28 protein-coding genes are annotated in these 25,014 nt (G+C 38.9%); all 28 read right to left on the reverse strand.

Features of this window, described 5'->3' with window-relative positions; all coding sequences use genetic code 11:
• Window positions 1–108: 108 nt before the first annotated feature.
• Window positions 109–1,110, reverse strand: a complete 1,002-nt coding sequence (mreB, locus tag AC0KUU_RS22510; RefSeq protein WP_013085455.1) for a rod shape-determining protein — start codon at window positions 1,108–1,110, stop codon at window positions 109–111.
• Window positions 1,111–1,296: 186 nt separating this feature from the next.
• Window positions 1,297–1,560, reverse strand: a complete 264-nt coding sequence (spoIIID, locus tag AC0KUU_RS22515; RefSeq protein ID WP_013059792.1) for a sporulation transcriptional regulator SpoIIID — start codon at window positions 1,558–1,560, stop codon at window positions 1,297–1,299.
• 275 nt (window positions 1,561–1,835) lie between these two features.
• The gene (locus AC0KUU_RS22520) at window positions 1,836–2,666 is read right to left on the reverse strand and encodes a M23 family metallopeptidase (protein ID WP_016765919.1); all 831 of its coding nucleotides are present in this window, start codon (window positions 2,664–2,666) and stop codon (window positions 1,836–1,838) included.
• Between the two features lie 162 nt (window positions 2,667–2,828).
• Window positions 2,829–3,851 carry a stage II sporulation protein D gene (gene spoIID / locus AC0KUU_RS22525; protein WP_013059794.1) on the reverse strand — a complete coding sequence of 341 codons (1,023 nt, stop codon included), beginning with the start codon at window positions 3,849–3,851 and terminating at the stop codon, window positions 2,829–2,831.
• A gap of 162 nt (window positions 3,852–4,013) precedes the next feature.
• Window positions 4,014–5,318, reverse strand: a complete 1,305-nt coding sequence (murA, locus tag AC0KUU_RS22530) for a UDP-N-acetylglucosamine 1-carboxyvinyltransferase (protein ID WP_013085458.1) — start codon at window positions 5,316–5,318, stop codon at window positions 4,014–4,016.
• A 31-nt stretch (window positions 5,319–5,349) separates the two neighbouring features.
• Window positions 5,350–6,090: a YwmB family TATA-box binding protein gene (locus AC0KUU_RS22535; protein ID WP_013059796.1), complete on the reverse strand. Its 741-nt coding sequence runs from the start codon at window positions 6,088–6,090 to the stop codon at window positions 5,350–5,352.
• Window positions 6,091–6,250: 160 nt separating this feature from the next.
• Window positions 6,251–6,487 carry a DUF1146 family protein gene (locus AC0KUU_RS22540; RefSeq protein WP_013059797.1) on the reverse strand — a complete coding sequence of 79 codons (237 nt, stop codon included), beginning with the start codon at window positions 6,485–6,487 and terminating at the stop codon, window positions 6,251–6,253.
• Between the two features lie 274 nt (window positions 6,488–6,761).
• On the reverse strand, window positions 6,762–7,166 hold the full coding sequence (locus tag AC0KUU_RS22545) for a F0F1 ATP synthase subunit epsilon (protein WP_013085460.1): 405 nt from the start codon (window positions 7,164–7,166) through the stop codon (window positions 6,762–6,764).
• Between the two features lie 26 nt (window positions 7,167–7,192).
• On the reverse strand, window positions 7,193–8,614 hold the full coding sequence (atpD, locus tag AC0KUU_RS22550) for a F0F1 ATP synthase subunit beta (protein WP_013059799.1): 1,422 nt from the start codon (window positions 8,612–8,614) through the stop codon (window positions 7,193–7,195).
• Window positions 8,615–8,650: 36 nt separating this feature from the next.
• Window positions 8,651–9,508, reverse strand: coding sequence for a F0F1 ATP synthase subunit gamma (locus AC0KUU_RS22555; RefSeq protein ID WP_013059800.1), 858 nt, complete (start codon window positions 9,506–9,508; stop codon window positions 8,651–8,653).
• Between the two features lie 105 nt (window positions 9,509–9,613).
• Window positions 9,614–11,122 (reverse strand): F0F1 ATP synthase subunit alpha, encoded by a 1,509-nt coding sequence (gene atpA / locus AC0KUU_RS22560; protein ID WP_013085461.1) that lies wholly within the window; start codon window positions 11,120–11,122, stop codon window positions 9,614–9,616.
• Window positions 11,123–11,137: 15 nt separating this feature from the next.
• Window positions 11,138–11,683, reverse strand: coding sequence for a F0F1 ATP synthase subunit delta (locus tag AC0KUU_RS22565; RefSeq protein ID WP_013059802.1), 546 nt, complete (start codon window positions 11,681–11,683; stop codon window positions 11,138–11,140).
• Complete coding sequence (locus AC0KUU_RS22570) at window positions 11,680–12,198, reverse strand: F0F1 ATP synthase subunit B (RefSeq protein WP_013085463.1); 519 nt, start codon at window positions 12,196–12,198, stop codon at window positions 11,680–11,682. The genes AC0KUU_RS22565 and AC0KUU_RS22570 overlap by 4 nt, the downstream gene beginning before the upstream one ends.
• 102 nt (window positions 12,199–12,300) lie before the next feature.
• Window positions 12,301–12,513 carry a F0F1 ATP synthase subunit C gene (gene atpE / locus AC0KUU_RS22575; protein WP_013059804.1) on the reverse strand — a complete coding sequence of 71 codons (213 nt, stop codon included), beginning with the start codon at window positions 12,511–12,513 and terminating at the stop codon, window positions 12,301–12,303.
• Window positions 12,514–12,603: 90 nt separating this feature from the next.
• A complete protein-coding gene (gene atpB, locus AC0KUU_RS22580) occupies window positions 12,604–13,314 on the reverse strand; it encodes a F0F1 ATP synthase subunit A (protein WP_013059805.1) in 711 nt (236 codons plus the stop codon).
• A gap of 18 nt (window positions 13,315–13,332) precedes the next feature.
• Entirely contained in the window at window positions 13,333–13,704 is a 372-nt protein-coding gene (locus AC0KUU_RS22585; RefSeq protein ID WP_013059806.1) for an ATP synthase subunit I, read from the reverse strand.
• A 6-nt stretch (window positions 13,705–13,710) separates the two neighbouring features.
• Entirely contained in the window at window positions 13,711–13,932 is a 222-nt protein-coding gene (locus AC0KUU_RS22590; RefSeq protein ID WP_013085464.1) for an AtpZ/AtpI family protein, read from the reverse strand.
• A 297-nt stretch (window positions 13,933–14,229) separates the two neighbouring features.
• On the reverse strand, window positions 14,230–16,425 hold the full coding sequence (locus tag AC0KUU_RS22595) for a S8 family serine peptidase (protein WP_280560587.1): 2,196 nt from the start codon (window positions 16,423–16,425) through the stop codon (window positions 14,230–14,232).
• A gap of 67 nt (window positions 16,426–16,492) precedes the next feature.
• The gene (gene wecB, locus AC0KUU_RS22600; RefSeq protein ID WP_237075075.1) at window positions 16,493–17,644 is read right to left on the reverse strand and encodes a non-hydrolyzing UDP-N-acetylglucosamine 2-epimerase; all 1,152 of its coding nucleotides are present in this window, start codon (window positions 17,642–17,644) and stop codon (window positions 16,493–16,495) included.
• 22 nt (window positions 17,645–17,666) lie between these two features.
• Window positions 17,667–18,296: a uracil phosphoribosyltransferase gene (gene upp / locus AC0KUU_RS22605; RefSeq protein WP_013059810.1), complete on the reverse strand. Its 630-nt coding sequence runs from the start codon at window positions 18,294–18,296 to the stop codon at window positions 17,667–17,669.
• Window positions 18,297–18,509: 213 nt separating this feature from the next.
• Window positions 18,510–19,754 (reverse strand): serine hydroxymethyltransferase, encoded by a 1,245-nt coding sequence (locus AC0KUU_RS22610; protein ID WP_013059811.1) that lies wholly within the window; start codon window positions 19,752–19,754, stop codon window positions 18,510–18,512.
• A 117-nt stretch (window positions 19,755–19,871) separates the two neighbouring features.
• Window positions 19,872–20,423: a TIGR01440 family protein gene (locus AC0KUU_RS22615; RefSeq protein WP_372482335.1), complete on the reverse strand. Its 552-nt coding sequence runs from the start codon at window positions 20,421–20,423 to the stop codon at window positions 19,872–19,874.
• A gap of 35 nt (window positions 20,424–20,458) precedes the next feature.
• Window positions 20,459–20,920: a ribose 5-phosphate isomerase B gene (gene rpiB / locus AC0KUU_RS22620; protein WP_013085468.1), complete on the reverse strand. Its 462-nt coding sequence runs from the start codon at window positions 20,918–20,920 to the stop codon at window positions 20,459–20,461.
• Window positions 20,921–21,000: 80 nt separating this feature from the next.
• Window positions 21,001–21,429 carry a low molecular weight protein arginine phosphatase gene (locus AC0KUU_RS22625; RefSeq protein WP_153252778.1) on the reverse strand — a complete coding sequence of 143 codons (429 nt, stop codon included), beginning with the start codon at window positions 21,427–21,429 and terminating at the stop codon, window positions 21,001–21,003.
• Window positions 21,430–21,659: 230 nt separating this feature from the next.
• The gene (locus AC0KUU_RS22630) at window positions 21,660–22,220 is read right to left on the reverse strand and encodes a manganese efflux pump MntP (RefSeq protein WP_013059815.1); all 561 of its coding nucleotides are present in this window, start codon (window positions 22,218–22,220) and stop codon (window positions 21,660–21,662) included.
• Between the two features lie 67 nt (window positions 22,221–22,287).
• Entirely contained in the window at window positions 22,288–23,328 is a 1,041-nt protein-coding gene (locus AC0KUU_RS22635; protein WP_043977484.1) for an L-threonylcarbamoyladenylate synthase, read from the reverse strand.
• A gap of 192 nt (window positions 23,329–23,520) precedes the next feature.
• Entirely contained in the window at window positions 23,521–23,967 is a 447-nt protein-coding gene (locus AC0KUU_RS22640; protein ID WP_013059817.1) for a GNAT family N-acetyltransferase, read from the reverse strand.
• Between the two features lie 85 nt (window positions 23,968–24,052).
• On the reverse strand, window positions 24,053–24,943 hold the full coding sequence (spoIIR, locus tag AC0KUU_RS22645; RefSeq protein WP_025752486.1) for a stage II sporulation protein R: 891 nt from the start codon (window positions 24,941–24,943) through the stop codon (window positions 24,053–24,055).
• Window positions 24,944–25,014 lie beyond the last annotated feature (71 nt).

The raw sequence follows: 25,014 nt of genomic DNA on the forward strand, positions 1-25,014 counted from the left end.
TCCTCCTTACAAGTAAACGTTGCTCGTTATAGCCAGCTCACAGAGTATAATAGATAAAAGAAGAGACTCCTCTGTATGAAACGAGCCAATAGAGGAGTCTTCATTTATTTAAACAATATTGCGACGAGATAGTTTATCAATATTATCGAGCATAATACCTGTTCCAACAGCTACACAACCCATTGGATTTTCTGCAATTAGCACAGGCACCTTTAATTCTTCCGCTAACAGCTGATCCATACCGTGAAGCAATGCTCCACCGCCAGTTAAAATAACGCCTCTGTCTATAATATCGGCAGAAAGTTCAGGAGGTGTACGCTCTAATACACTTTTCGAAGCTTGTACAATGACGCTGACAGACTCTCTAAGTGCCTCCTCTACTTCTTCAGAATAAACAGTAATCGTACGAGGTAGGCCTGAAACCATATCTCGCCCTCGAATGTCCAGCTCTTCATTACGAGCTTTAGGAAACACCGTACCAATTTTCACTTTAATTTCTTCTGCTGTACGCTCTCCGATTAAGAGCTTATATTTTTGCTTAATGTACTGCAAAATTTCGGCATCAAAACGATCACCAGCCATCTTAATAGAAGCTGCTGTTACGATATCGCCCATTGAAAGGACGGCCACATCGGTTGTACCTCCACCAATATCTACGACCATATTTCCGCTCGGCTGAAAGATATCCATTCCAGCGCCAATTGCCGCGACTTTTGGTTCTTCTTCCAAATAAATGGTTTTTCCACCGCTCTTTTCAGCAGCTTCGCGAATGGCTTTTTGTTCAACAGAGGTAATATTTGTTGGACAACAAATTAAAATGCGAGGCTTGGATAAAAAACCTTTTACATTTAATTTGTTAATAAAGTGTTTGAGCATAGACTCTGTAATTTCGAAGTCAGCGATAACACCATCTTTTAAGGGACGAATGGCAATAATATTACTGGGCGTTCTTCCTACCATACGTCTCGCTTCTTCCCCTACTGCTAGCACTCTATTTGTATTTTTATCAATCGCCACAACAGACGGTTCATTTAACACAATTCCTTTGCCTTTAACGTGAATTAAGACGTTAGCTGTACCTAAATCGATACCAATGTCTTTTGCTAACATACCTTAAATCCTCCTTCTATTTACATATCTTTGCATGATAACCATTCTTTTTTCCTAATTTACTATTTTATCACAATTTGTATATGTATGTTGTTATTAGCAAAAATATTTATTATATACCTATTTTATCCAAAAAATAAAATGCCCTATACTACCTCTATAAAAAAGGCAATATTGGGCATTTTTTCATTTTACAGTTTCTTCTTCCTTTTTGTACTTTAATTTTGTTGCTTCTCCTCCACGCAAATGCCGAATAGATTTATGATAATCAAGAATTTCTTTTACTTCATTTGCTAACTCAGGATTTATTTCTGGTAGACGCTCTGTTAAATCTTTATGGACAGTACTTTTCGAAACGCCAAATTCTTTCGCAATTACACGAACTGTTTTCTTTGTTTCTACAATATACTTTCCAATCTTGATAGTTCTCTCTTTGATGTAATCGTGCACACTACTCGCCCTCCCCAAATTGGATATGAGAAGTATCCAAGGGAATGTATATATTATCCCTTTTCTAACATTCTCTTTATAGGTTTGTAACAGTTTATTAGCTTGTGTGCAGATATATGCTAGAAAAGTCAGTAAGGACAAGTGATTTCTTATATTTTTTTGAAAATTTAGTGTTTTTTATTTACTTTTTTAACATAATGCATCTCATTTTAGAAAAATTCATAAAAAAAGAAGCTCGATTTTATCCAGCTTCTTTTCGTATTTATGGTCTTGCCTTATGCATTTGGTTTAGACGTATCTGTTGAAGGGTGTTTTGAATCTTTATCTTCTTTAGTCTTTTCATCAGATGATTTTTCGCTATCCTTTGATTCTTCAGAAGAAGAGTCGTCTTTTGGTTCTGTTACTTCAGCTGCTTTGACTTCTTTGATAGAACTAACAGATTTTCCAAAATAACTGCTTGGATTAATTGCTACACCATCTTTACGAACTTCAAAATGTACATGTGTTTTTGCTTCTTGATTATATAAGCTTTTTCCAGCTTTTGCGATCGTTTGGCCTTGTTTAACAATATCTCCTACTTCTACATCAGCTTTCTCAAGAGATTGATACTGTGTGACTAAACCATCTTTGTGATCAATTTCTACTACATAACCTAGTAAAGGATCTTTTGTTGCTTTTGTTACTGTACCGCTAGCTGCTGCTACAACATCAAATGATTTATCTCCCTTAACAGCTAAGTCAACACCTGTGTTTGGATGATACGTATTGTTGTAGAAAACTAGTGCTTCTTCTTGCTGTTTTTCAGATGCTTGATCGTCGTAGAAAGGCTTTTTCACGATAGCTGATGCTTCACTAGCAACTGGCATTTTTAAATTTTCAAGCGAAGCATTTACCTCTACAGCGTCGTCTCGATAAGCCGTACCGTCTTGGCTATAGCCGCTTTTGTCTTCTTTGCTAATATCGTTTCCATTAGCTTGAAACCAAAGGACTGCTGTAAGAATAATTGCTGCACTCGCTAAATAGATAGCCGGGAACACCCAACGCTTTCTAACTAATTTTTGAACTTTCGATTTTGGAGAAGTACGTTTCTTTTCTTCCTCTCTCATATATCATCACCTCAGCAATCAGTCTGAACACAATTGAATGAATATATACACAGCGATAAAAAATTTTTTTCGATTATTTTTCAACAGATGAATCTAAAATATACATTTTATTTAAAAAAAGTGAAAAACATAAAAAAAGACCCTGCTATAAGGGTCTTTGAATTAGCGTTTAGCTGTCAATTGTGCAACAAACTGATCGTTAGGGGTAATCGCAACACCTGTATAATAATGAGTAACAATATCTTTATAGGTTTTTCCTTCTAGTGCCATACCATTTGCTCCGTACTGACTCATCCCAATACCATGTCCATATCCTTTTGTGTTGATGATAATTTCATTACCTTTTTTTGTCCAATGAAAGTCGGCTGACGATAAACCCAGTTTTTCCCGAACATCTTTTCCCGACAGTTCTTTACCGTTTATCTTTACGTAATCTACGCGCTGCCCCGGCGTTCTAGAGACGATTTCACCTACTGATCCACTGTTTGTTAATTTCACTCCAAGCCTCTGTTCAAAGCTAGCAACAGACATTACTTTCTGATTTGTAAATTCAGGGGACTTTTTATCCCATGGACTAGCTACACTTTTTAGATAAGGAATGGAATTCTTCCAATACGCTTCTGAGTTTTCAGTGTAACCATTGCTGGTAGAAAAGAACGTAGCATTAATTGGCTTATTTTTATACGTAAGAATTTGACCTTGGGTGTCCTTCACTGCTTCTTGAATTTTTTTGATTTTCCAATCATAGTCTTTGTTCCATCTGCTTCTTAGCTCATCTTTATTTAAATATACTTGGTACTCTACGGTATCAGTCACATCCGCTCCTTGGGGAAGATGACTATTTCCATTCATCATAGTTTGCACAATATAGGTTCTGGCTGCCAAACTTTGAGCCTTAAGTGCTTCAAGCTCAAAAGTAGCAGGCATTTCAGCTGCTACTACCCCTACAAGATAGTCTTCGAGCGGCAGTTTTTCTACTTTTTTCGTTTCCGTACGATAAACACTGACGTCAAGAGGAGACGCTGTCACTTTTTGTAGTTTTTCGGTTTTTGGGGTCTGTTTGACATTTTCATGTAGCTTTCCATCTGTCTTTTCAGTAAAAGGAACAACGAGAAGTGTTGGGATGAGTAACACAACGAAAAAAAAGATGACTCCTAGTACGACGATTGGCTTTGCTTGTTTCATGAACGCCTAGCCTCCATATCTATTATTTTGACAAGGAACACCTATATCCCTATATCCCATATGTATGGAGGTGGACAACCTTTTATGACAGCAAACCGGCCATAAGGGTCGTCCAACGACAAAAAAAGCATCTCGCTATGAGATGCTTTTTTTATGACATATTTACTTGACGTCTGAAGCCTGTTGAGTTTGTTCTACTTGCTTTGTTTCGTCATTTACACGTTCAATATCAGCACCCAAAGCGGCTAATTTATTGTGGAAATTTACATAACCACGATCAAGGTGTTTTAATTCCGTTACACGCGTATAGCCGTCTGCTACAAGTCCTGCTAATGTTAACGCTGCTGCTGCACGAAGATCTGTTGCTGCTACTTCAGCGCCTTGTAGTTGAGTAGGTCCGTTAATAATAACAGAGCGTCCTTCAATTTTAATATCAGCGTTCATGCGGCGAAACTCTTCTACGTGCATAAAGCGGTTTTCAAAAACTGTTTCTGTAATCATACTTGTGCCTTCTGCTGCTAATAATAATGCCATCATTTGAGATTGCATATCTGTAGGGAACCCTGGATGAGGCATTGTTTTAATATCTACTGATTTTAGCTTTTCAGGTCCTACAACACGTAAGCCGTCGCCTTCTTCAGTAATTTCAACACCCATTTCTTCCATTTTAGCAACAAGTGAACTGATGTGCTCTGCTACTGCACCGCGTACAAGTACGTTTCCACCTGTAATAGCTGCTGCTACCATGAATGTTCCAGCTTCGATACGATCTGGAATAATTGCATGTTCTGCACCATATAATTTATTAACACCTTCAATACGGATCGTACCAGTTCCTGCACCGCGAACTTTAGCGCCCATTGCGTTTAAGAAGTTTGCTAAATCGACAATCTCAGGTTCTTTTGCTACGTTTTCCATAATTGTAGTGCCTTCCGCTAATGCTGCTGCCATCATAATATTTTCTGTGGCGCCTACACTTGGGAAGTCTAAATAAATTTTAGCACCTTTTAGTCTTCCTTCAACTTTTGCATCAATAAAACCATTTCCTACTTGAACTTTAGCACCCATTGCTTCAAAGCCTTTAAGATGCTGATCAATCGGTCTTGATCCAATTGCACATCCGCCAGGTAAAGCTACACGAGCCTCACCTGTACGCGCCAATAAAGGACCCATTACAAGTACTGAAGCGCGCATTTTTCTTACATATTCAAAAGGTGCATCTGTTTTTAACTCTCTTGATGCATCTACAACTACACGATTTGTTTCAAAATCTACTTCTGCATTCAGATGTCTTAAAACTTCGCCAATCGTAAATACATCGGAGAGAGCTGGTACATCATTTAGAATTGTTTTTCCTTCACTAGCTAATAAGGTTGCAGTGATAATAGGTAAAACGGCGTTTTTTGCTCCTTCAACTTTAACTGTACCGCTTAATCTATTTCCACCGCGGACGATGATTTTTTCCAAGGTATTCCCCTCCGCGTCCATTTTCTCTATATTAATATTCAGACGTAATGATAGGTGTGCCAACAACTATGGTTGTTTGACCGCCCATTCTTGTCTTGCGTAATGCAATTTGTAAGTTCATTTCCTGCTTTTTCGTTTGAAGAGCTTCTTTCCACAGTCCAGTATATGCTGAAACAGAGGTAAATGACTCTTCCACTAGAGATTCCACTGGTTTAGCATTGAAAGCTCGTAATAGGTCTTGAATTTCAACAGACAAAACACTTTCCATCTTATCATTGATTTCCCCAGTTGCACAAGAGAAAATTATGGGTTCTGATAGGAAAATTTTTTCATAATTTGTCTGAAATACATTTTGAAAATGGGTCATATTTTTTTCTTTCAAACCTTGTCCCGTTACATGATACGATATGTACGCATTGCTGTGTTCATCGATCGCATAAGTTAACAGAATGACTTCGTTCACATCTTCACTTTTGCGTGTACCTATTGCTTTCCATAGGTCTCTTTCCCTCTTCACTTCCCATTTAAAACCTCTAAAATTACTTTTAATACTTTTAGCTTGCGAATAAAAGGTTTTTTGGTCAGTAACAGCTTTTACTTCTTCTCTTGCATACAACGATACTTCAGTTAACGAAACATGCTGCTTATTTAAGGTGTGAACAATCTTCTCAATAGTAGTTTCATTGTTTTGGGCATTGCTCACATAACTTCCATGATATACGAATAAGCCAGTAATGAAAATAGCCAAAAAGACACTAATTTTTTTAAACATTTCGCCACTCCCTCTCCGTACTCATCAGTCTTTCCAGAAGGCGATGATACATACATGAAAAGGGTCGTCATATTTAGACATAGCGACATACATTAGCGTATAAATTCGTATATCTTCAATGAATGAACGCCTATTTTATCATAGACTCATAGCTTGCCAATCATTGAAAAAATGAGGGAATGCGCTGTGACCAAAATAAATAATCCAAAAAGAAATTACTTACTGTTGATGAAATCGTAATGGTCAATAAAATAAGCATTAATTTTGCTTGAAACACATGATTAGGTTTCATCAGCTTTTCAATTTGAAAGCCTTGCAAAGCATACCAAGTAATCACAATAAAAATCAAATGTGAAATCATGGTTAGTAACGTTTGCTGTTCAATTCCTCCAAACAATAAAAGCACTCCTTTTAAACACCATATGAAAAGAAGAGACGATCATCGTCTCTTCTTTTCATATTAAAGCACACTTATGCAAATTCGTAAACGGTAACATGAAAAACATTTATTTTATTCCCTATTTTAAGATCCTTTTCCACTATTGAGCAAAATAAAGAAGATAGATGCGCTTAGTTAAATGGAATATATAATCATAGATCAATCCTATTTGCTCTTCCCTTTTTGTATAATAGAGCAAAAAAGCCCTCTCATTCGTTTGAGAGGGCTTTTTTTAGAACTTACGTTGACTAATATCTAAACGATTGACTGCCCGTTTTAAGGCAATTTCAGCACGCTTAACATCAACGTCATCTTGTTTGCTATCAAGGCGCATTTCAGCGCGCTTTTTCGCTTCTTCTGCACGAGCTATGTCAATCTCTTCAGCTGTTTCAGCAGCCTGTGCAAGAATTGTTACTTTGTCAGGTCTTACTTCAAGAAATCCTCCGCTAACAGCCACAAGTTCTGTACTGCTTGCTTTCTTCAAGCGGACGGCTCCAATTTGTAAAGGAGCAACCATCGGAATATGGCCATGTAAAATACCAAGCTCACCACTCTGTGCTCGGGTACTTACCATTTCCACTTCTGATTCGTAAACTGGGCCATCAGGAGTCACTACACTGACATGGATTGTCTTCATTTAAAAAACCTCCTATGTCCCTTAAATTAAACTTCTACTCCCATACGTTTCGCATTTTCAATAACTTCTTCAATGCGACCAACTAAACGGAACGCATCTTCAGGTAAATGATCGTATTTACCTTCCAAGATCTCTTTAAATCCTTTAACAGTTTCTTTTACAGGAACATAAGAACCTTTTTGACCTGTAAATTGTTCTGCTACGTGGAAGTTTTGAGACAAGAAGAATTGAACGCGACGAGCACGTTGTACAACAAGTTTATCTTCATCAGATAACTCATCCATACCTAGGATTGCAATGATATCTTGTAACTCTTTATAACGCTGTAACGTTTGTTGAACTTGACGCGCAATTGCATAGTGCTCTTCTCCAACAATTTCAGGAGATAAAGCGCGAGATGTAGATGCTAATGGATCTACCGCAGGGTAAATACCCATCTCTGATAATTTACGCTCTAAGTTTGTTGTTGCATCTAAGTGAGCAAATGTTGTCGCTGGAGCTGGATCCGTATAGTCATCGGCTGGTACGTAAATCGCTTGAATCGATGTTACAGAACCTACGCTTGTTGACGTGATACGCTCTTGAAGCTGACCCATTTCTGTCGCTAATGTTGGCTGATAACCTACTGCTGATGGCATACGGCCAAGTAATGCTGATACTTCTGAACCCGCTTGTGTGAAACGGAAGATATTATCAATAAAGAATAATACGTCTTGACCTTGTTCGTCACGGAAGTATTCTGCCATTGTTAATCCTGTTAATGCAACACGTTGACGTGCACCAGGTGGCTCATTCATTTGGCCAAATACCATAGCCGTCTTCTTAATAACACCAGAATCTGTCATTTCATGGTATAAGTCATTACCTTCACGCGTACGCTCACCTACACCAGCGAATACTGAAATACCGCCGTGCTCTTGAGCAATGTTATTGATTAATTCTTGAATCAATACTGTTTTACCTACACCGGCACCACCGAATAGACCGATTTTTCCACCTTTAATGTAAGGAGCTAATAAGTCTACTACTTTAATACCTGTTTCAAGAATTTCAGCTTGTGTAGATAGATTTTCGAACTTTGGTGCTTGACGGTGGATTGGATCACGACGTGCACCTGCATCGATTGGGGCGTCTAAGTCGATTTTTTCACCTAATACGTTAAATACACGACCTAACGTAACGTCACCAACTGGTACTGAGATTGCTGCACCTGTATCTTCTACTTCTAATCCACGAACTAAGCCGTCAGTGGATGACATTGCTACTGTACGAACTGTGTTATCACCTAAGTGAATCGCAACTTCTAATGTTAATTCGATTGCAACTTCACTTGCACTGCTCGGTTTATGTGAAATTTTAAGGGCGTTATAAATTGCCGGAAGGTGTCCGTTGTCAAACTTTACGTCTACAACTGGACCCATGATTTGAGTAACGCGTCCTTTTGTCATCGTGTTCCCTCCTAACTTGCTTTTCCATTAAACTTTCTATTCTAACGCTGCCGCTCCGCCAACAATTTCCGTAATTTCCTGGGTAATTGCCGCTTGACGTGCACGGTTATATGACAATGTAAGATTATTGATAAGATCTTTTGCGTTGTCTGTTGCACTTTTCATCGCTGTCATACGAGCAGCATGCTCACTTGCTTTTCCATCAAGTAGGCCGCCGTAAATTAAACTCTCTGCATACTGAGGAAGTAATACTTCTAAAATCTCTTCTTGTGATGGTTCAAATTCATAACCAACAAGTTTACCAGAAGGTTGAAGATCTGTTAGAGGCAATAGCTTCTTCTCCGTCACTTCTTGTGAAATCGTATTGATAAAGTGATTGTAGTATAAGTAAAGTTCATCAAACGTACCGTCTGCAAACATTTGAACTGTTTGTGAAGCGATTCCTTGAATGTCAGCAAAAGCTGGCTGATCTGCTAAGCCTGTGATTTCAAGCAAAACCGGAATGCCGCGTTTCACGAAGAAATCTCTCCCTACTCGTCCAATTGCAATTACACCGTATTCATCAGGTGATTGATGGCGTTCTTCAATAGCTTGAGATACTTTTCGCAAAATATTACTGTTATATGCTCCTGCTAGACCGCGATCTGAAGTGATTACGATGTAACCAGTCTTCTTCACACTGCGCGCAGTTAGCATTGGATGTGAAGCGCCTCTGCTGCCTAGGGCTACGCTTGAGACTACTTCTTGAATTTTTTCCATGTATGGAACAAACGATTTTGCATTTTGTTCCGCTCTATTCAGCTTTGCAGCTGAAACCATTTCCATTGCTTTCGTAATCTGGCTCGTTTTTTTCGTCGATGTGATTCGAGTTTGTATATCACGTAATGATGCCAAAGGTTTCACCACCTTGTTTTAGAAGATCACGTGGTATGAAAGGTGAACAAATGTTCACCTTCACCTTATTGAAAGATTGTCTTAACATACCATGCTGACAATATATTATTCAGATGCAATAAATGTTTTCTTGAATTCTTCAAGTGCTGATTCGAATACGCCAGCTTCAGGAAGTCCACCAGTTGTACGGATTGATTCAAGTACTTCTTTACGGTTTGACTCTAACCATGTTAAGTACTCGTCTTCAAAGCGCGTAATATCTGATACCGGAACATCATCTAAGAAGCCTTTTGTTAATGCGTAAAGCACAGCTACTTGTTTTTCTACGCGAAGCGGTTTGTGTAAACCTTGTTTTAAGATTTCAACTGTACGCGCTCCTCGATTTAATTTTGCTTGAGTTGCTTGGTCAAGATCAGAACCGAACTGAGCAAACGATTCAAGCTCACGATAAGATGCAAGGTCTAGACGCAGTGTACCTGCTACCTTTTTCATCGCTTTAATTTGTGCAGATCCCCCTACACGTGATACAGAAAGACCAGCATTAATCGCAGGACGCACGCCTGAGAAGAATAGATCTGACTGTAAGAAAATTTGTCCGTCTGTAATCGAAATTACGTTCGTTGGGATATAAGCAGATACGTCTCCTGCTTGCGTTTCAATAAATGGAAGAGCTGTTAATGAACCTCCACCTTTTGCGTCCGATAACTTTGCCGCACGCTCTAATAAACGAGAGTGCAGATAGAATACATCCCCTGGATACGCTTCACGACCTGGAGGACGGCGTAATAGTAATGAAAGTTCACGATAAGCTGATGCTTGTTTTGTTAAGTCATCGTAAATAACAAGTACGTGCTTACCGTTATACATAAACTCTTCACCCATTGTTACCCCAGCATATGGCGCTAAGAATAATAGTGGAGCTGGTTGTGAAGCTGATGCTGTTACAACGATTGTGTAATCTAGAGCACCGTGTTTACGTAATGTCTCTACTACGTTACGAACTGTTGATTCTTTTTGGCCAATCGCTACATAGATACATACCATATCTTGATCTTTTTGGTTTAAGATTGTATCGATTGCTACCGATGTTTTACCCGTTTGACGGTCACCGATAATTAACTCACGCTGTCCACGACCGATCGGCACAAGTGCGTCAATCGCCTTGATACCTGTTTGAAGCGGCTCATGTACTGATTTACGATCCATAACGCCAGGTGCAGCACCTTCAATTGGACGTGTTTTTGTTGTTTCTACTGGGCCTAAGCCGTCTACTGGCTGACCTAATGAGTTAACAACACGACCGATTAACTGCTCCCCTACTGGAACTTCCATGATGCGTCCTGTACGGCGAACTTCGTCACCTTCACGAATTTCCGTATATGGTCCTAAAATAATGATACCTACATTGTTTTCTTCTAAGTTTTGTGCCATTCCCATGACACCATTTGAAAATTCAACCAGTTCTCCAGCCATGACATTGTCGAGGCCATGAGCACGTGCGATACCGTCCCCAACTTGGATAACAGTACCTACATCACTCACTTTAATCTCAGACTGATAGTTTTCAATTTGCTGCTTGATCAGCGCACTAATTTCTTCAGCTTTGATGCTCATGAATTTCACCCCTATCTACGATCTGTGTGCAAGAAGTCCTCGGTGGATCGTTTCTAATTTGCTGCTAATGCTGCCATCATAGATACGATTACCAATGCGAAGCTTCACGCCGCCGATTAGGCTTTTATCTACTATATTTGAAATATTTAACGTATGTTTTCCAACTTTAGAAGCAAATGATTGTGAGATTGCTCTTTTCTCATCTGCACTTAAAGGTTTGACAGAATAAACAGTTGCATCTGCCACGCCACGTACTTCGTTCGCTAGGAAACGATACTCTTTTACCATCTCGCTAACAATTTGAATGCGGTGACGCTCTAATAATAGAAGAACCGTATGTTGAACAGTTGGTGAAAGTTCAGCAAATGCCTCACTTACAAACTGTTTTTTTCGCTCAATTGTAATTTTTGGATGAGTTAATACATCCATTAATTCAGGTGTTTTAGCAAACACCTCTTCAACGATTTGTAGCTGGTCTTGCATTTCATCGATCATCTGTTTTTCTGTTGCTAATTGAAAAAGAGCTAGTGCATAGCGCTTGGCTACAGCTGGTTGACTCATCGTACATCCCCTACTTCTTGGATATATTCATGAATTAACTTTTCTTGATCTTGTTCAGAAAGTTCTTTTTCAATAACTTTCGACGCAATTAAAACAGATAATGAAGCAACTTGCTCACGTAACGCAGCAACTGCTTGATCTTTTTGCTGTTCGATTTCTTGTTTTGCTGCAGCTTTTAGACGCTCAGACTCTTCGCGTGCTGCCGCAATGATTTCTTCTTTTTTATCTTCTGCAGACTTTCTAGCGTTTTCCATCATTACTTGCACTTCTTGACGAGATTGCTTTAAGATTTCACGCTGCTCTTCAACAAGCTTCTTCGCTTCCTCATTTTGCTTTTCTGCTTCATCAATCTCACCGGCAATATGCTCTTCACGTTTTTTCATGATTCCCATTACAGGACCAAACGCGAATTTTTGAAGTAACGCAAGTAGGATAAGGAACATCACTAATTGGAAAAGAATATCTCCACCATTAATGCCTGCTGCTCCTAACACAAACATGTTCGACACGGCCATGTTCACTCCCTTCAGAGACTCCACATATATAATTTACTTATTAAAGACATAAAGTAATGGCGAAGGTTCTTTTGAATGATCTTCGCCACATGTAACACATTATTATTTACCTTGTACCATGAATGCAATAACTACGGCGATAATTGGAAGCGCCTCAACTAAGGCAACCCCAACGAACATCATTGAAGTTAATGTACCACGTGCTTCTGGTTGGCGAGCTGTGCCTTCAATCGTCTTAGAAACGATAAGACCGTTACCAATACCAGCACCTAGTGCCGCTAAACCAATCGCAATTGCAGATGCTATTAAACCCATTTTATAAAGTCCTCCCTTAATATATATGATTTTGTTTAACTAAGTTTTGTTTTGTCCAAATTGGGTATTACTTGAACAAAGCTTTATAAATTAATGGTCGCTACTCACTTTGTGAGATAAATAAACCATCGTTAACATTGTGAAAATGAAGGCCTGAATTGCGCCTACAAAAATACTAAATCCTTGCCATAAAAGCATTGGAATAGCAGCTCCAATTGTACCTAGGAAGCCTGTTGTTGCTAAACCAGCTAGCAAGCTTAACAAAATTTCCCCAGCATAAATATTACCGTAAAGACGAAGGCCAAGCGTTAACGTATTGGCAAACTCCTCGATAATCTTAAGCGGGAATAAAAATGCCATTGGCTTGAAGTAATCTTTCGTGTATGCAGAGAACCCTCGCATTTTAATACCATAGTAATGTGATAGTACAACTACCATAACGGCTAACGTCAGCGTAATTGCTGGATCAGCGGTTGGCGATTTCCACCATAAGTTATGGTCAATCACGATGGCAAATGGAAGACCCAACATATTTGACACAAAAATGTACATAAGTAAAGTTACACCTAGCGTCAAAAAGCGGCCACCTGTTTTCCAATCCATATTGCTATTAACGAGTCCTTTAACAAAATCTAAGACCCATTCAATAAAGTTTTGTGCACCGCTTGGCTTCATAGCAAGAGTACGAGTACATAAAACTGCAATTAAGAATACAATAACAGAAGCTACGGTAACCATAAGCAAGTTACTTTGACTAAAAGTAAGGCCTAGAAACTCTATAGTTGGTGATTCATGACCCAACTGTGTTCACCTCTCTTTCTATCTTCTACGCATATTTTGAACAACTAAATCTATGATAATGACAACGTAATACGTCATTAATCCCACAACTACACTAATAATATGAAAGGTTTTTGGATAAGAGATGGTAATCACAACTGCGAGAGCAGCTGTTGCAAATCTTACAACAGTCCCAATTGAACGGGGCTTTTTCCCCTCATCCAACGCCTGTCCAAACTGCTCAAACTTTCTTACTAAGTTCCACAAATTATACAAACTCAGGGCGGTTCCTAAAATTAAACCTGCAAAAACAGCCTTATAACTTGTAAATCCCCAGCCGAGAACGTATAATGCTAACAAATACAATATGTATGAACGAAGTCTTGGAAAAACGTGCTGCAAATCCTGCATGAATTATTAATCTCCTGAAAAAAAATGGTGGACTGTCCGCAGCATCATAAAAACACCTGCTGCTAGCCCTGAAAGAAGGCCTAAAATCAAAAATAGTGGTTCGGTGTCAAGCCATTGATCAGCCCATCTTCCAGAGAATAAGCCAATTAAGACTGAACCTGCTAACTGTGATAGAATGATTGACACTAATGCCATCGCTTGCAAAGGATGACGGTTGCGATCTTTCATAAGCTCATACCCCTTTTGCAAAATTTTCTTTTTTCCGAATTCTCTATCGTTTTTATAGCTCAATATATGATAGAAAGGCAAAAAAAATTGCTAAAAAAGGTAAAAACAGCTAATAAAATACGCAGAAATATCAACGGTTTTCACAGGTTGAAAACCTTATCATTTATATTCCCTGTAAGCATACAATAGCGTATATTTAATGTCAATGTGTTTAAGCTAAAAACTTCACAATCTCTTCTTATTGTTCACATTTCTGCCACACATAAAACCTCTTCAAATGAAAACATTTAAAGAGGTTCATTCAATCGTTATTGTACTGTTTACAACATGCTCTTGTCTATGCTTTTTCACAAATGCAAATATTTGGTACGCTCCCGGTACAAGCGATTCATCGATCGTTATTTTCCGTTTTCTCATGCCTCTTTCTACATCAACGTCAACATCTAAATACGATATAAACTGTAAAGACTGCTTATCAAAAAGAGCAACGCCTAACTCATCTGCTCCTTCAGGCAAAAACAGTTCATAGCTATACGTATTTTTCTCTTTTTCCGCTGCTACTTGCAATCCCATGACACGGGGATAATCTGGAATGCTAACCATGTACATATAAGGAAGCGAAAATGTTTCACGTGAATCATTTATTTCCAAATATCCGTCATATATACCTTTATTTTTAAAACGGGGCTGCACCGATAAAGTGACAGCTATTTCTTTTGTCTGATGGGGCTGCACCGTGACGGGTAATGGAACATCCCAATTCACTCCTTCATCCCTTTTCGGAACGTTCAAGCGATACGTTTTTGCTTTATCAGACTGGTTATCAATTTTAAATGATAAGACTTTCTTTGATGGGCGCGTAAAAATACCGAAAGATAAAGAAGATGGATAAAATAAAGAGTCTGCTGTGACAGCTTTTGCTATTTGAATTCTCCCGGCTCCTTGTTCATATACGCGATACGTTTGACCATTTAGCTGCTGCATTACTTTACTTGTGTTCATCAATGAAGCTTTGACTTGTTCAGGAGACCAGTTCGGGTGAGCTTGTAAAATAAGAGCGCACGCTCCAGCTACATGGGGCGCAGCCATACTTGTTCCATGCATGCGTTCATATCCCCCAGGAACTGTACTATTAATGAAGTAACCAGGTGCGACGACGTCCGGCTTGATTCCCCAAGTAGTCGTTACAGGTCCTCTTGAACTGAAAGATGTGAGCAAGTCTTGCACCACTTGCTTGCCAGTGCGTAAGTATGGCTGTTGAGACTGAATGTATTGATTAATGGTATCACCGTTTTTTTTACTTACCCATATCACTGGAATATTTACTGATTCTTGTAGTTTACCGATTATGCTTTTTTCAGTCGGACTATATAAAATAACGGCTTTTGCTCCTGCCTGTTCAGCTTGTTTAATCTTTTTTTCAACCACATTTCCTTCTGCTTTTAGCAAAATGACGTTACCCAACGCATGCTTTTGCTCTTCTTTGAAGTATTCTTCATTTATTACACGCAGCGTTTGATTAAACGTCCATGGACGAGACCCTTCTACTGGCGCCATCATAATTTTTTCTTTGTTAAATCCAATTGTTAGAAATTGAACTGTTGTCGGGGAAACAGAAGCGCCAACCGAAATAGCTTTTCCCGCTGTACCTGGAGAGCCCACGGTCCATAAACCTGGACCTGAATTGCCGCTGGATGTAACCGTTACAATTCCTTTTTCAACAGCTCGATCTAACGCTAAGCTTGTTGGTAAATCAGGGCCATTCACATCATTTCCTAATGATAAATTAATAATATCTACATCATCTTGAATTGCTTTTTCGATAGCTAGAATAACACTTTCAGACGTTCCAGCTCCACCAGGTCCAAGAGCTCGGTATGCGTAGATCTCCGCCTGAGGTGCTACACCTTTAATATTTCCATTTGCTGCAATAATACCGGCTACATGAGTGCCATGCAGAGTAGGCTCTCCTTGCTCCCGAGTGGTTTCCATCGGCTCATAATCTTTATCTATTACATCATACCCTCCCCTGTAGGTTTGTTTTAAATCGGGATGAGAATAATCAACACCCGTATCGATGACGCCTACTTTGATCCCTTTTCCTGTTAAGCGCTGATTATGAGTATCAAATAAGCCTCTTACCTGTTCTGAGCCAATGAAGGTTACACTATTTTCTTCTGCAACCTGGTAGTTTTTAATAGAATGTGAACCAATAATAGAAGGATTATGAGATAGTTTTTCCAAATCCGAGATGGAGCCGTTTAATGAAAGTCCTGTAAATACCGTGTGAAACTCGCTCTTAATCTTTATATTAGGATAATTTTTTTGTAGCTGACTTTTAAATTCCGCGAATTTTTCTTTTTCAACCATGACAATTATTGATTTTTCCTGATGATTCATTTCTTGTTTTATAGAAGGAAATGTCGGATTGAGCGACGTTTGCCCTCCCCCGCTCCCTAATATAAAGCTAAGCATTAACCATTTAATCCACATAAAAAAACACCTCTCACACTATCGTGTCTCAAAGAGACACTTTTCATGTGAAAGGTGTTTAGAAATCTTACGAAAGCGGATTAAAAGCTTCCGGTCTTTTTTCCCGGCGGTTGAAATAGTAGCTAATAGCATCACAAATACGTTTAGAAGCTAAGCCATCTCCGTAAGGATTCGATGCTTGTGACATTTGCTTATATACGTCTTCATCTATTAACAGCTCTTTTGCTAGCGTATAAATTGTTTCTTCTTCCGTTCCTGCTAGTTTGAGCGTTCCTGCTTCAATTCCTTCCGGTCGCTCTGTTGTATCACGAAGTACCAATACAGGTACGCCTAATGAAGGAGCTTCTTCTTGAACACCGCCCGAATCTGTCAAAATAATATGAGCGCGCTCAGCGAAGTTATGGAAGTCAATTACATCTAACGGTTCAATTAAATGAATGCGTGGGTCATTTCCTAAGATATCGTTTGCTGTTTCTCTAACTACCGGATTCAAATGAACAGGATACACAACTTGCACATCTTCATGTTCATCCACAATACGTTTAACCGCACGGAACATGTTTTTCATTGGTTCGCCTAAATTTTCGCGGCGATGCGCCGTTAATAAAATAAGACGATCATCTCCCAATTTCGTTAACACTTCATGCTCATATGTCTCTTTTACTGTCGTTTTTAACGCATCGATAGCTGTGTTTCCAGTCACAAAGATTCGCTCTTCTTTTTTATTCTCTGCTTGCAAATTAGCTGCAGACTTATCTGTCGGAGCAAAGTGCATATCAGCAAGAACGCCTGTAAGCTGACGGTTCATTTCTTCCGGATATGGAGAATATTTATTCCATGTGCGCAAACCTGCTTCAACATGTCCCACCTGAATTTGATTATAAAAAGCTGCTAGTCCGGCAATAAACGTCGTAGTTGTATCGCCGTGTACAAGTACGATGTCCGGCTTTACTTTTTTCATTACGTCGTCCAAACCTTCTAATCCTCTGGTCGTTACGTCCATAAGAGTTTGGCGATCTTTCATAATGTTAAGGTCATAGTCAGGCTGAATGTCAAAAATGCTCAATACTTGGTCTAACATTTCACGGTGCTGAGCCGTTACCGTCACAATCGCTTCGAACTCCTCAGGTCGCTTTTTAAGCTCTAGCACTAGAGGGGCCATTTTAATTGCTTCTGGTCTTGTCCCGAATATCGTCATTACTTTAATTGGCTGCTTCATGTTCATCACCCGAATCTACAAATTATTTTGTACCGAATAAACGATCCCCTGCATCACCTAAACCTGGAACAATATATCCATGGTCATTTAATTTTTCATCTAATGCCGCAATGTAAATATCTACGTCAGGGTGTGCTTCTTTTACGATTTCCACGCCTTCAGGAGCAGCAATTAAACACATAAATTTAATGTTTTTAGCGCCTCTTTTTTTAAGAGAGTTGATTGCTTCTACAGCTGACCCTCCTGTTGCAAGCATAGGATCTACTACAATAAAGTCACGCTCTTCTACATCATTAGGCAGCTTTACATAATATTCAACAGGCTGTAATGTTTCTGGATCACGATATAAGCCAACGTGTCCAACTTTAGCAGCTGGCATTAGTTTTAAAAATCCATCTACCATGCCGATACCAGCACGAAGAATTGGAACGATACCAAGCTTTTTCCCTGCAATAACTTTTGACTTTGTTTTGCAAACCGGTGTTTCAATTTCAACGTCTTCTAGCGGTAAATCACGTGTCGCTTCAAAAGCCATTAAGCTTGCCACTTCATCAACTAATTCACGAAACTCTTTCGTTCCCGTTTTTACATCGCGTATGTAAGTTAATTTGTGTTGAATAAGCGGGTGATCAAATACGTATACTTTGCCCATTGATATCTCTCCTTATATATAAAGATGTACACATTAAAATACCATTCAACGAATTGAATGGTACGTACTAGTAAAAACATATCTCTTGCTAATTAAATTTATACATTGCATTCATTTTACAGAAAAAAGTTTTTGAGTTCAAGCATTATTCAAAAAATGATTGAATTGCTACCACTTTCTCCATAAAAAAACAGGCACAAAGGCCTGTCTCTCTTACAGTGATTTATACATTTCAAACTTGCTTGTTAAAGCTTCAACGCGTGTTTTAGCTTCAGCTAGCTTTTCTTCATCTTCAATATTTTTAAGCGTTAATCCGATGATAGAAGCAATTTCATCCATCTCTTCTAAGCCAAATCCGCGAGTTGTAACCGCAGCTGTACCAATACGGATACCGCTTGTTACAAATGGGCTTTGCTCATCGTAAGGAATTGTATTTTTGTTTGTTGTAATACCTACATCATCAAGTGCTTTTTCAGCTACTTTACCTGTCAAATTCATTGAACTTACGTCGATTAACACAAGGTGATTGTCTGTTCCTTCAGATACAAGAGCAAATCCTTCTTTCTTTAATCCTTCTGCTAAACGATTAGCATTGTCGATGATATTTTGAGCATAGTGCTTAAATTCATCTTGTAATGCTTCACCAAATGCTACTGCTTTTGCAGCGATAACGTGCATCAATGGACCACCTTGAATACCAGGGAAGATTGACTTATCAATCTTTTTCGCAAATTCTTCTTTACATAAAATCATACCGCCGCGTGGTCCGCGCAGTGTTTTATGTGTTGTAGTTGTAACGAAATGAGCATGTGGCACAGGATTTTGATGAAGTCCTGCAGCTACTAGACCAGCAATGTGAGCCATGTCTACCATTAAATAAGCGCCTACTTCATCAGCGATTTCACGGAAACGCTTGAAGTCGATTGCGCGTGGATATGCGCTTGCACCAGCCACAATTAATTTTGGTTTATGTGTACGAGCTTTTTCTAATACATCATCGTAGTTAATGCGATGTGTTTCACGATCTACGCCATATTCGATGAAATTGTACTGAACACCACTAAAGTTAACAGGACTTCCGTGCGTTAAGTGACCGCCGTGCGATAAATTCATACCAAGTACTGTGTCTCCAGCCTCTAAAACTGTGAAATATACAGCCATGTTTGCTTGTGCACCTGAGTGAGGTTGAACATTCACGTGCTCTGCTCCGAAAATTTCTTTTGCACGATCACGAGCTAAGTCTTCTACTACGTCTACGTGTTCACAACCGCCGTAGTAACGTTTAGCTGGATAGCCTTCAGCATATTTATTTGTTAAAACTGAACCTTGTGCTTCCATTACCGCTGTTGTTACAAAGTTTTCTGAAGCAATTAGCTCAATCTTAGTACGTTGTCTTTGTAATTCATCCTTGATCGCATTATAAACTGCTGGATCTTGTTGCATTAGTTGTTTCTCCATCAAAATCCTCTCCTCATTTCGTATTCGCAATGTTCGTTATTTGTTGATTCAACTACATTGTAACATGATTTATTTAGAATAAAAAAGAAAAAATGTGTATTATTTTAATATATTTAATTACGAAAGTTCGTAAAACGCTCTCATTCCACCAATTAGTTTTGGACGCGTCTTTGCTAAAGTAACATGAGCGTGTCCAACTGCGTTTAACTTACAACGAACGGGTACTGCGACATGCTTTAAATGCATACCAATGAATGTATCTCCAATATCAATACCGGCATCAGCTTTAATAAACTCTACCAAAACAGGATCTTTAAGCTGGCCATAGGCCTGTGTAGCCATCGCTCCGCCTGCTTTATGAATAGGCACAACACTAACCATTTCTAAACGCTCTTTGCGAGCTAATTCTCTTTCTACTACCAGTGCTCGATTGAGATGTTCACAGCATTGAAATGCTAAGTGAACACCCGTCTTTTTTCGAAAATCTGATAGCGCATCAAAAATCATTTCTGCGACTTCCATTGCGCCTGCGGTTCCTATTTTTTCACCAATTACCTCGCTTGTACTGCATCCAATGACAAGTGTATGTTCTGAAGACAACTGCACTTGTGCTAAAAAATCAGATAAAACTGTTTCCAACTGCTCTTTCCATTTCGTAAGTTCAGACACGTTTTTCTTCCTTTCTTTCATTGAATACGTTCACATTATACAGTTAATGTTGCATCACTTTGCTGCTCATACTGTTTAATTTTATTCACGCGATTTTCATGTCGGCCGCCTTCAAATTCTGTCATTAACCAAATTTTCGCAATTTCACGTGCAAGTCCCGGCCCAATGACACGTTCACCCATTGCCAAAATGTTGCTATCATTATGTTCTCTTGTCGCTTTTGCACTGAACGTATCATGCACTAGAGCACAGCGAATTCCTTTTACTTTATTAGCTGCTATACTCATACCGATGCCTGTTCCACAAATAAGAATGCCTCGGCTTACTTCTTGGCTCGCCACTTTTTGAGCAACGGGAAGTGCATAATCCGGATAGTCTACGGACGCTGTGCATTCACACCCTAAATCCACATATTCAATATTTAATTCTTCCATTAAAGAGATAATTTCCTGTCGCAAATTTATACCGCCGTGGTCAGATGCAATAGCTACTTTCATCTTTGTTTCCTCCTCATACGTACCTTCGTCTTATATTAAATTTCTGTTCATTTTAAGTCAGCAAAAATTTATGGGACCTTTTATAATTTGTCGACTATTTTGTTAATCATACGCTCTAACTCTTCTAAAGTCTGTTCGTACGTCTGTAATGATCCGCCAAACGGATCAGATACTTCACCTTGCTCGTCGGCAAATTCTTTTAGCGTAAATAATTTATCACTTACGTATGGAGCTTGGTTCAAAATCAGCATTTTATGCTGCTCCGTCATCGTAAAAATATAAGTAGCCCACATCAATTGTTCTTCCGTTAATGCTGCCGAAGCATGAGAACAAGCTATGCCTTTCTGTTGAAGGGCAACTTGTGCATGAACAGAAGCTTCACTTCCATTTGAAGCGAATACGCCTGCAGACTTCACGTTTATTCCATCTATCTCTTTAGCTTTGAGCAACGCTTCTGCCATAGGGCTGCGGCACGTGTTTCCTGTACATACAAATAAGATGTTTTTCAAGATACATCCTCCCTTGCTTTCACTATGTTCGACTATGTTGATATTCCACCCTATTGTATCTCTATTGCCTGCATAAATCCAGTTAGCTTTTTCGGGTATTTTTTATCCATTATCGCTTCATGCACCTCGAAAAAACGACTTCGCTTTCCTTCTTTTATCACTGCAATCCAAAAGAAGCAAAAAAAGACCATAACCTGCATGGTCATGATCCTTTACCTATTTATATATAGTTAAAAAGGTAGTAACAATTTGATTCCAAAAGCTAATAAAATGCTCCCGCCCAGTGCCTCACTATATGAACCAAGCCAACCTTGTACTCTTCTGCCTAACAGCAGTCCTAACCAAGTTAATAGCATACTCACTACGCCAAAAACAATAATGGTCAAAAACGTTCTTGCCCCAAAAATACCTAAGCTAAGTCCAACAGAAAAACTATCTAGACTCACGCTGAGCGCAAAAAATAACAGTCCAAAGCCAACTGGTTTGATAAACGGCGTATCGTCATGCTTAAAGGAGGAATAAATCATCTGCGCCCCAAGAATCAACAATAAAATTCCACCGCCATAGGTAGCAAACATTCCAAGTTTATCAGACAAAAGTCGTCCAATAAACATGCCTAACAGCGGCATCCAAATATGAAATACACCGATAACAACACCAATGTAGAAAATTTGGCGAAAGCGTAAACGAATTAATCCCATTCCCAAACCAACTGAGAAAGCATCCATTCCTAAGGCAAACGCCATAATGACTAACGTGATCATTTCACTAATTAACTGAGATACATTCATCTTTACCCTCCTCGGACGTGCTCCTATTTCAAAATATGCACATTCGAAAAGGTTTAGAAGATGAATTTTATTGCTTAATCACGTGATGTCCTGCAGCTTTCATTAATCGGTTCATAACGGCATGACCGACTCCTTCTTCAGAAAAACTTTCACTAACGATAACATCTACGTCACACTCATTAAATGAACGAAGCGACTCGTATAAGTGGCTAGCAACCGTCTCTAAATTTGAACGAGATCCACATGTGATAACCGCATCCGCTTTATACGCATCTTCATGTTCAGATGTCGTTAATACCCCTACTCGCTTACCCTGATCTTTATAGCGATCGATAATAGATTGGAAAAAATCTGAACTGCCGTCAACAATGACAAGCGGTGCATCAGGTGCGTAATGCGTGTATTTCATACCTGGAGATTTTGGCGCTTCTTTATCACTTAGTAACGCTCGATCTACTTTTACGGGACCAATGACATTTTCCAACTCTTTCTGAGTAATGCCGCCCGGACGTAAAATGATAGGAATCTCTTCGGTACAATCAAGGACAGTCGACTCTACTCCTACCCCTGTTGCTCCTCCGTCTACAACTCCGCTAATACGCCCTTCTAAATCATTCATCACATGATGAGCTAGAGTGGGACTCGGCTTGCCGGAAAGGTTTGCACTAGGAGCTGCGATAGGCAAAGCCACTTTTTTTAATAATGCGAGGGCTACTGGATGTGATGGCATTCTCACTGCAATGCTGCTTAAACCAGCCGTAACCTTATCTGAAACTCGATCTTTTTTGGGTAATATTACTGTAAGAGGACCCGGCCAAAAAGCATCGATCACTTTCTCTGCTTTTGAAGGAATCGACTCTACAAATGTATGAAGCTGCTCTTTATCTCCAATATGAACAATAAGAGGGTTATCACTAGGACGTCCTTTCGCTGCAAAAATTTTATCCACAGCTTTATCCGATGTTGCATCTCCTCCTAATCCATACACCGTCTCTGTAGGAAAAGCAACCACTTCGTGATTGCGCAGCAAATCTGCTGCTTCTTCTATCTGTGGATAAATATCTTTTTCGTTCGTAAAATTATCCACAACCCATAACTTAGTTTCCATCTTCTTCAACTCCTTTTTCTTTCTATATCTAGGTTTTTTTTACTTTAAAAGTACAATATGTATCATAGATAGTAAAATACCTGCATTCATTATATCAACAAACAAGCTTTATCCACAAAATGTGGATAAAGCTCATATTTTTGTGAATAACATTGTGGATACCCCTTTAAAATGATTTATCCACATTTTCTTTTAACTAGCTGCATAAAACATCACATAGACATCCTGAGGGTTTGGTAACTTTTTTAAATAAGAATGTTCTTTTAACAACTCAGGCAGTGCACTGTAAGATGTTTGCTGAAAATTCATCATTTGAAAAAAATGTAGAGAAGATGCCTTATTTGTTAGTAAATATAGTTGCTTCACGCCATGCTTTTGAGCCAGCTGGACGATGCTTTTAAATAGCAGCAGAATATCAGATTGCATTAAAGAAGGAGACACGACAAGGGAGCGGAGAATTCCATCCACACCTTCTTTTTCAAACCCAACTGTTGCTAGCAGCTCGCCTTCTTCATTTTCCATTATGACAAATTGATGAATATGCTCTTCCACACCTGCTGTGCTGATGCCCGCTTTTTGTAAAAACTGCTGAATTCGAATATAATCATTTTCACTGGCAATTTTTAATTGTTCTCTCATTTTAATCACCTCAACTTGTTTTCTAGTAACAAATCTATGAGATGATTAAAAAAAGTAGAACTGAATTTTATTTTTAATGATTCTATTAATTAAATACTGACGATACCCATTCTACTACAAAAAACTTAACTTCTACAGAATCTTCTTTTGATTTAGAATCAGCTTTTTTCTTAGATGAAATAGACTTTTCAGCTTCTTTACTTTCCTTTTTTTCAGCCTTAGCACTTGTTTCTTCCTTTACTGTGCTTGTATCTTTTGCAATTGCTTCTTTAGAAGATACTGTTGGTTGAGAAGATTCCTCAGCTTTCTGCTCAATAGAATCTGATGTAATAGTTGCAGATTGAATTTCTGTTTTCACTGCGGGCTCTTTACTTTCAGCCGATTTGTCATCTGTTTTGTCTGCAGATTTTGATTCAGAAGCTGCTGGTTTCTCTTTTTCTTCCTTTGGCTCTTCTTCAGATGGCTCCGGCGCTTTTACCGCTTCACCGTTTGAGAAATCTAAGAAGCATAAAGGAGGAAATAGTACGCACCACCAGTTTGCTCCCTCTCCTTTGCCAAGAGTAATAAGCACGGCTTCATACTCACCTGCTGGATATAAAAACTGACCGTACAACTTAGTAGGAAACTCTACTTTTCCGAATTTAACATGAACAGATTCATTTACGCCTTCTTCTTTTAGCACTTCTTTCGCAATTGTTTCAAGCGCCGGCAAATTTTCTTTAATTGTTTTTCGAGCTACAGTTACAGATGTTAAATCTTTTACCCATTCTGTGATTTGTTCGTTCACGCGGTCACGAATCAGACGTTTTACGTACTGGTCTTTTTCACCGTCGCTGTTTGCTAAAATGCGCAGCCGAATTGCCTCGTCTGGAATGACTGCAGGCTGATCTGCCTGCACTTGGTTATGTGTATATATAAGTTGAGCATTTGCTCCAATAATTAATAAAATAAAATAAATGATAGCATATTTCTTCATTTCGGCCACCGCCCTTTCATAGGAACAGTATGGCCGAAAGCAAGATATCTTAAACTAGTAATTTAGTAAAA

Source organism: Priestia sp. ST2, assembly GCF_055810735.1.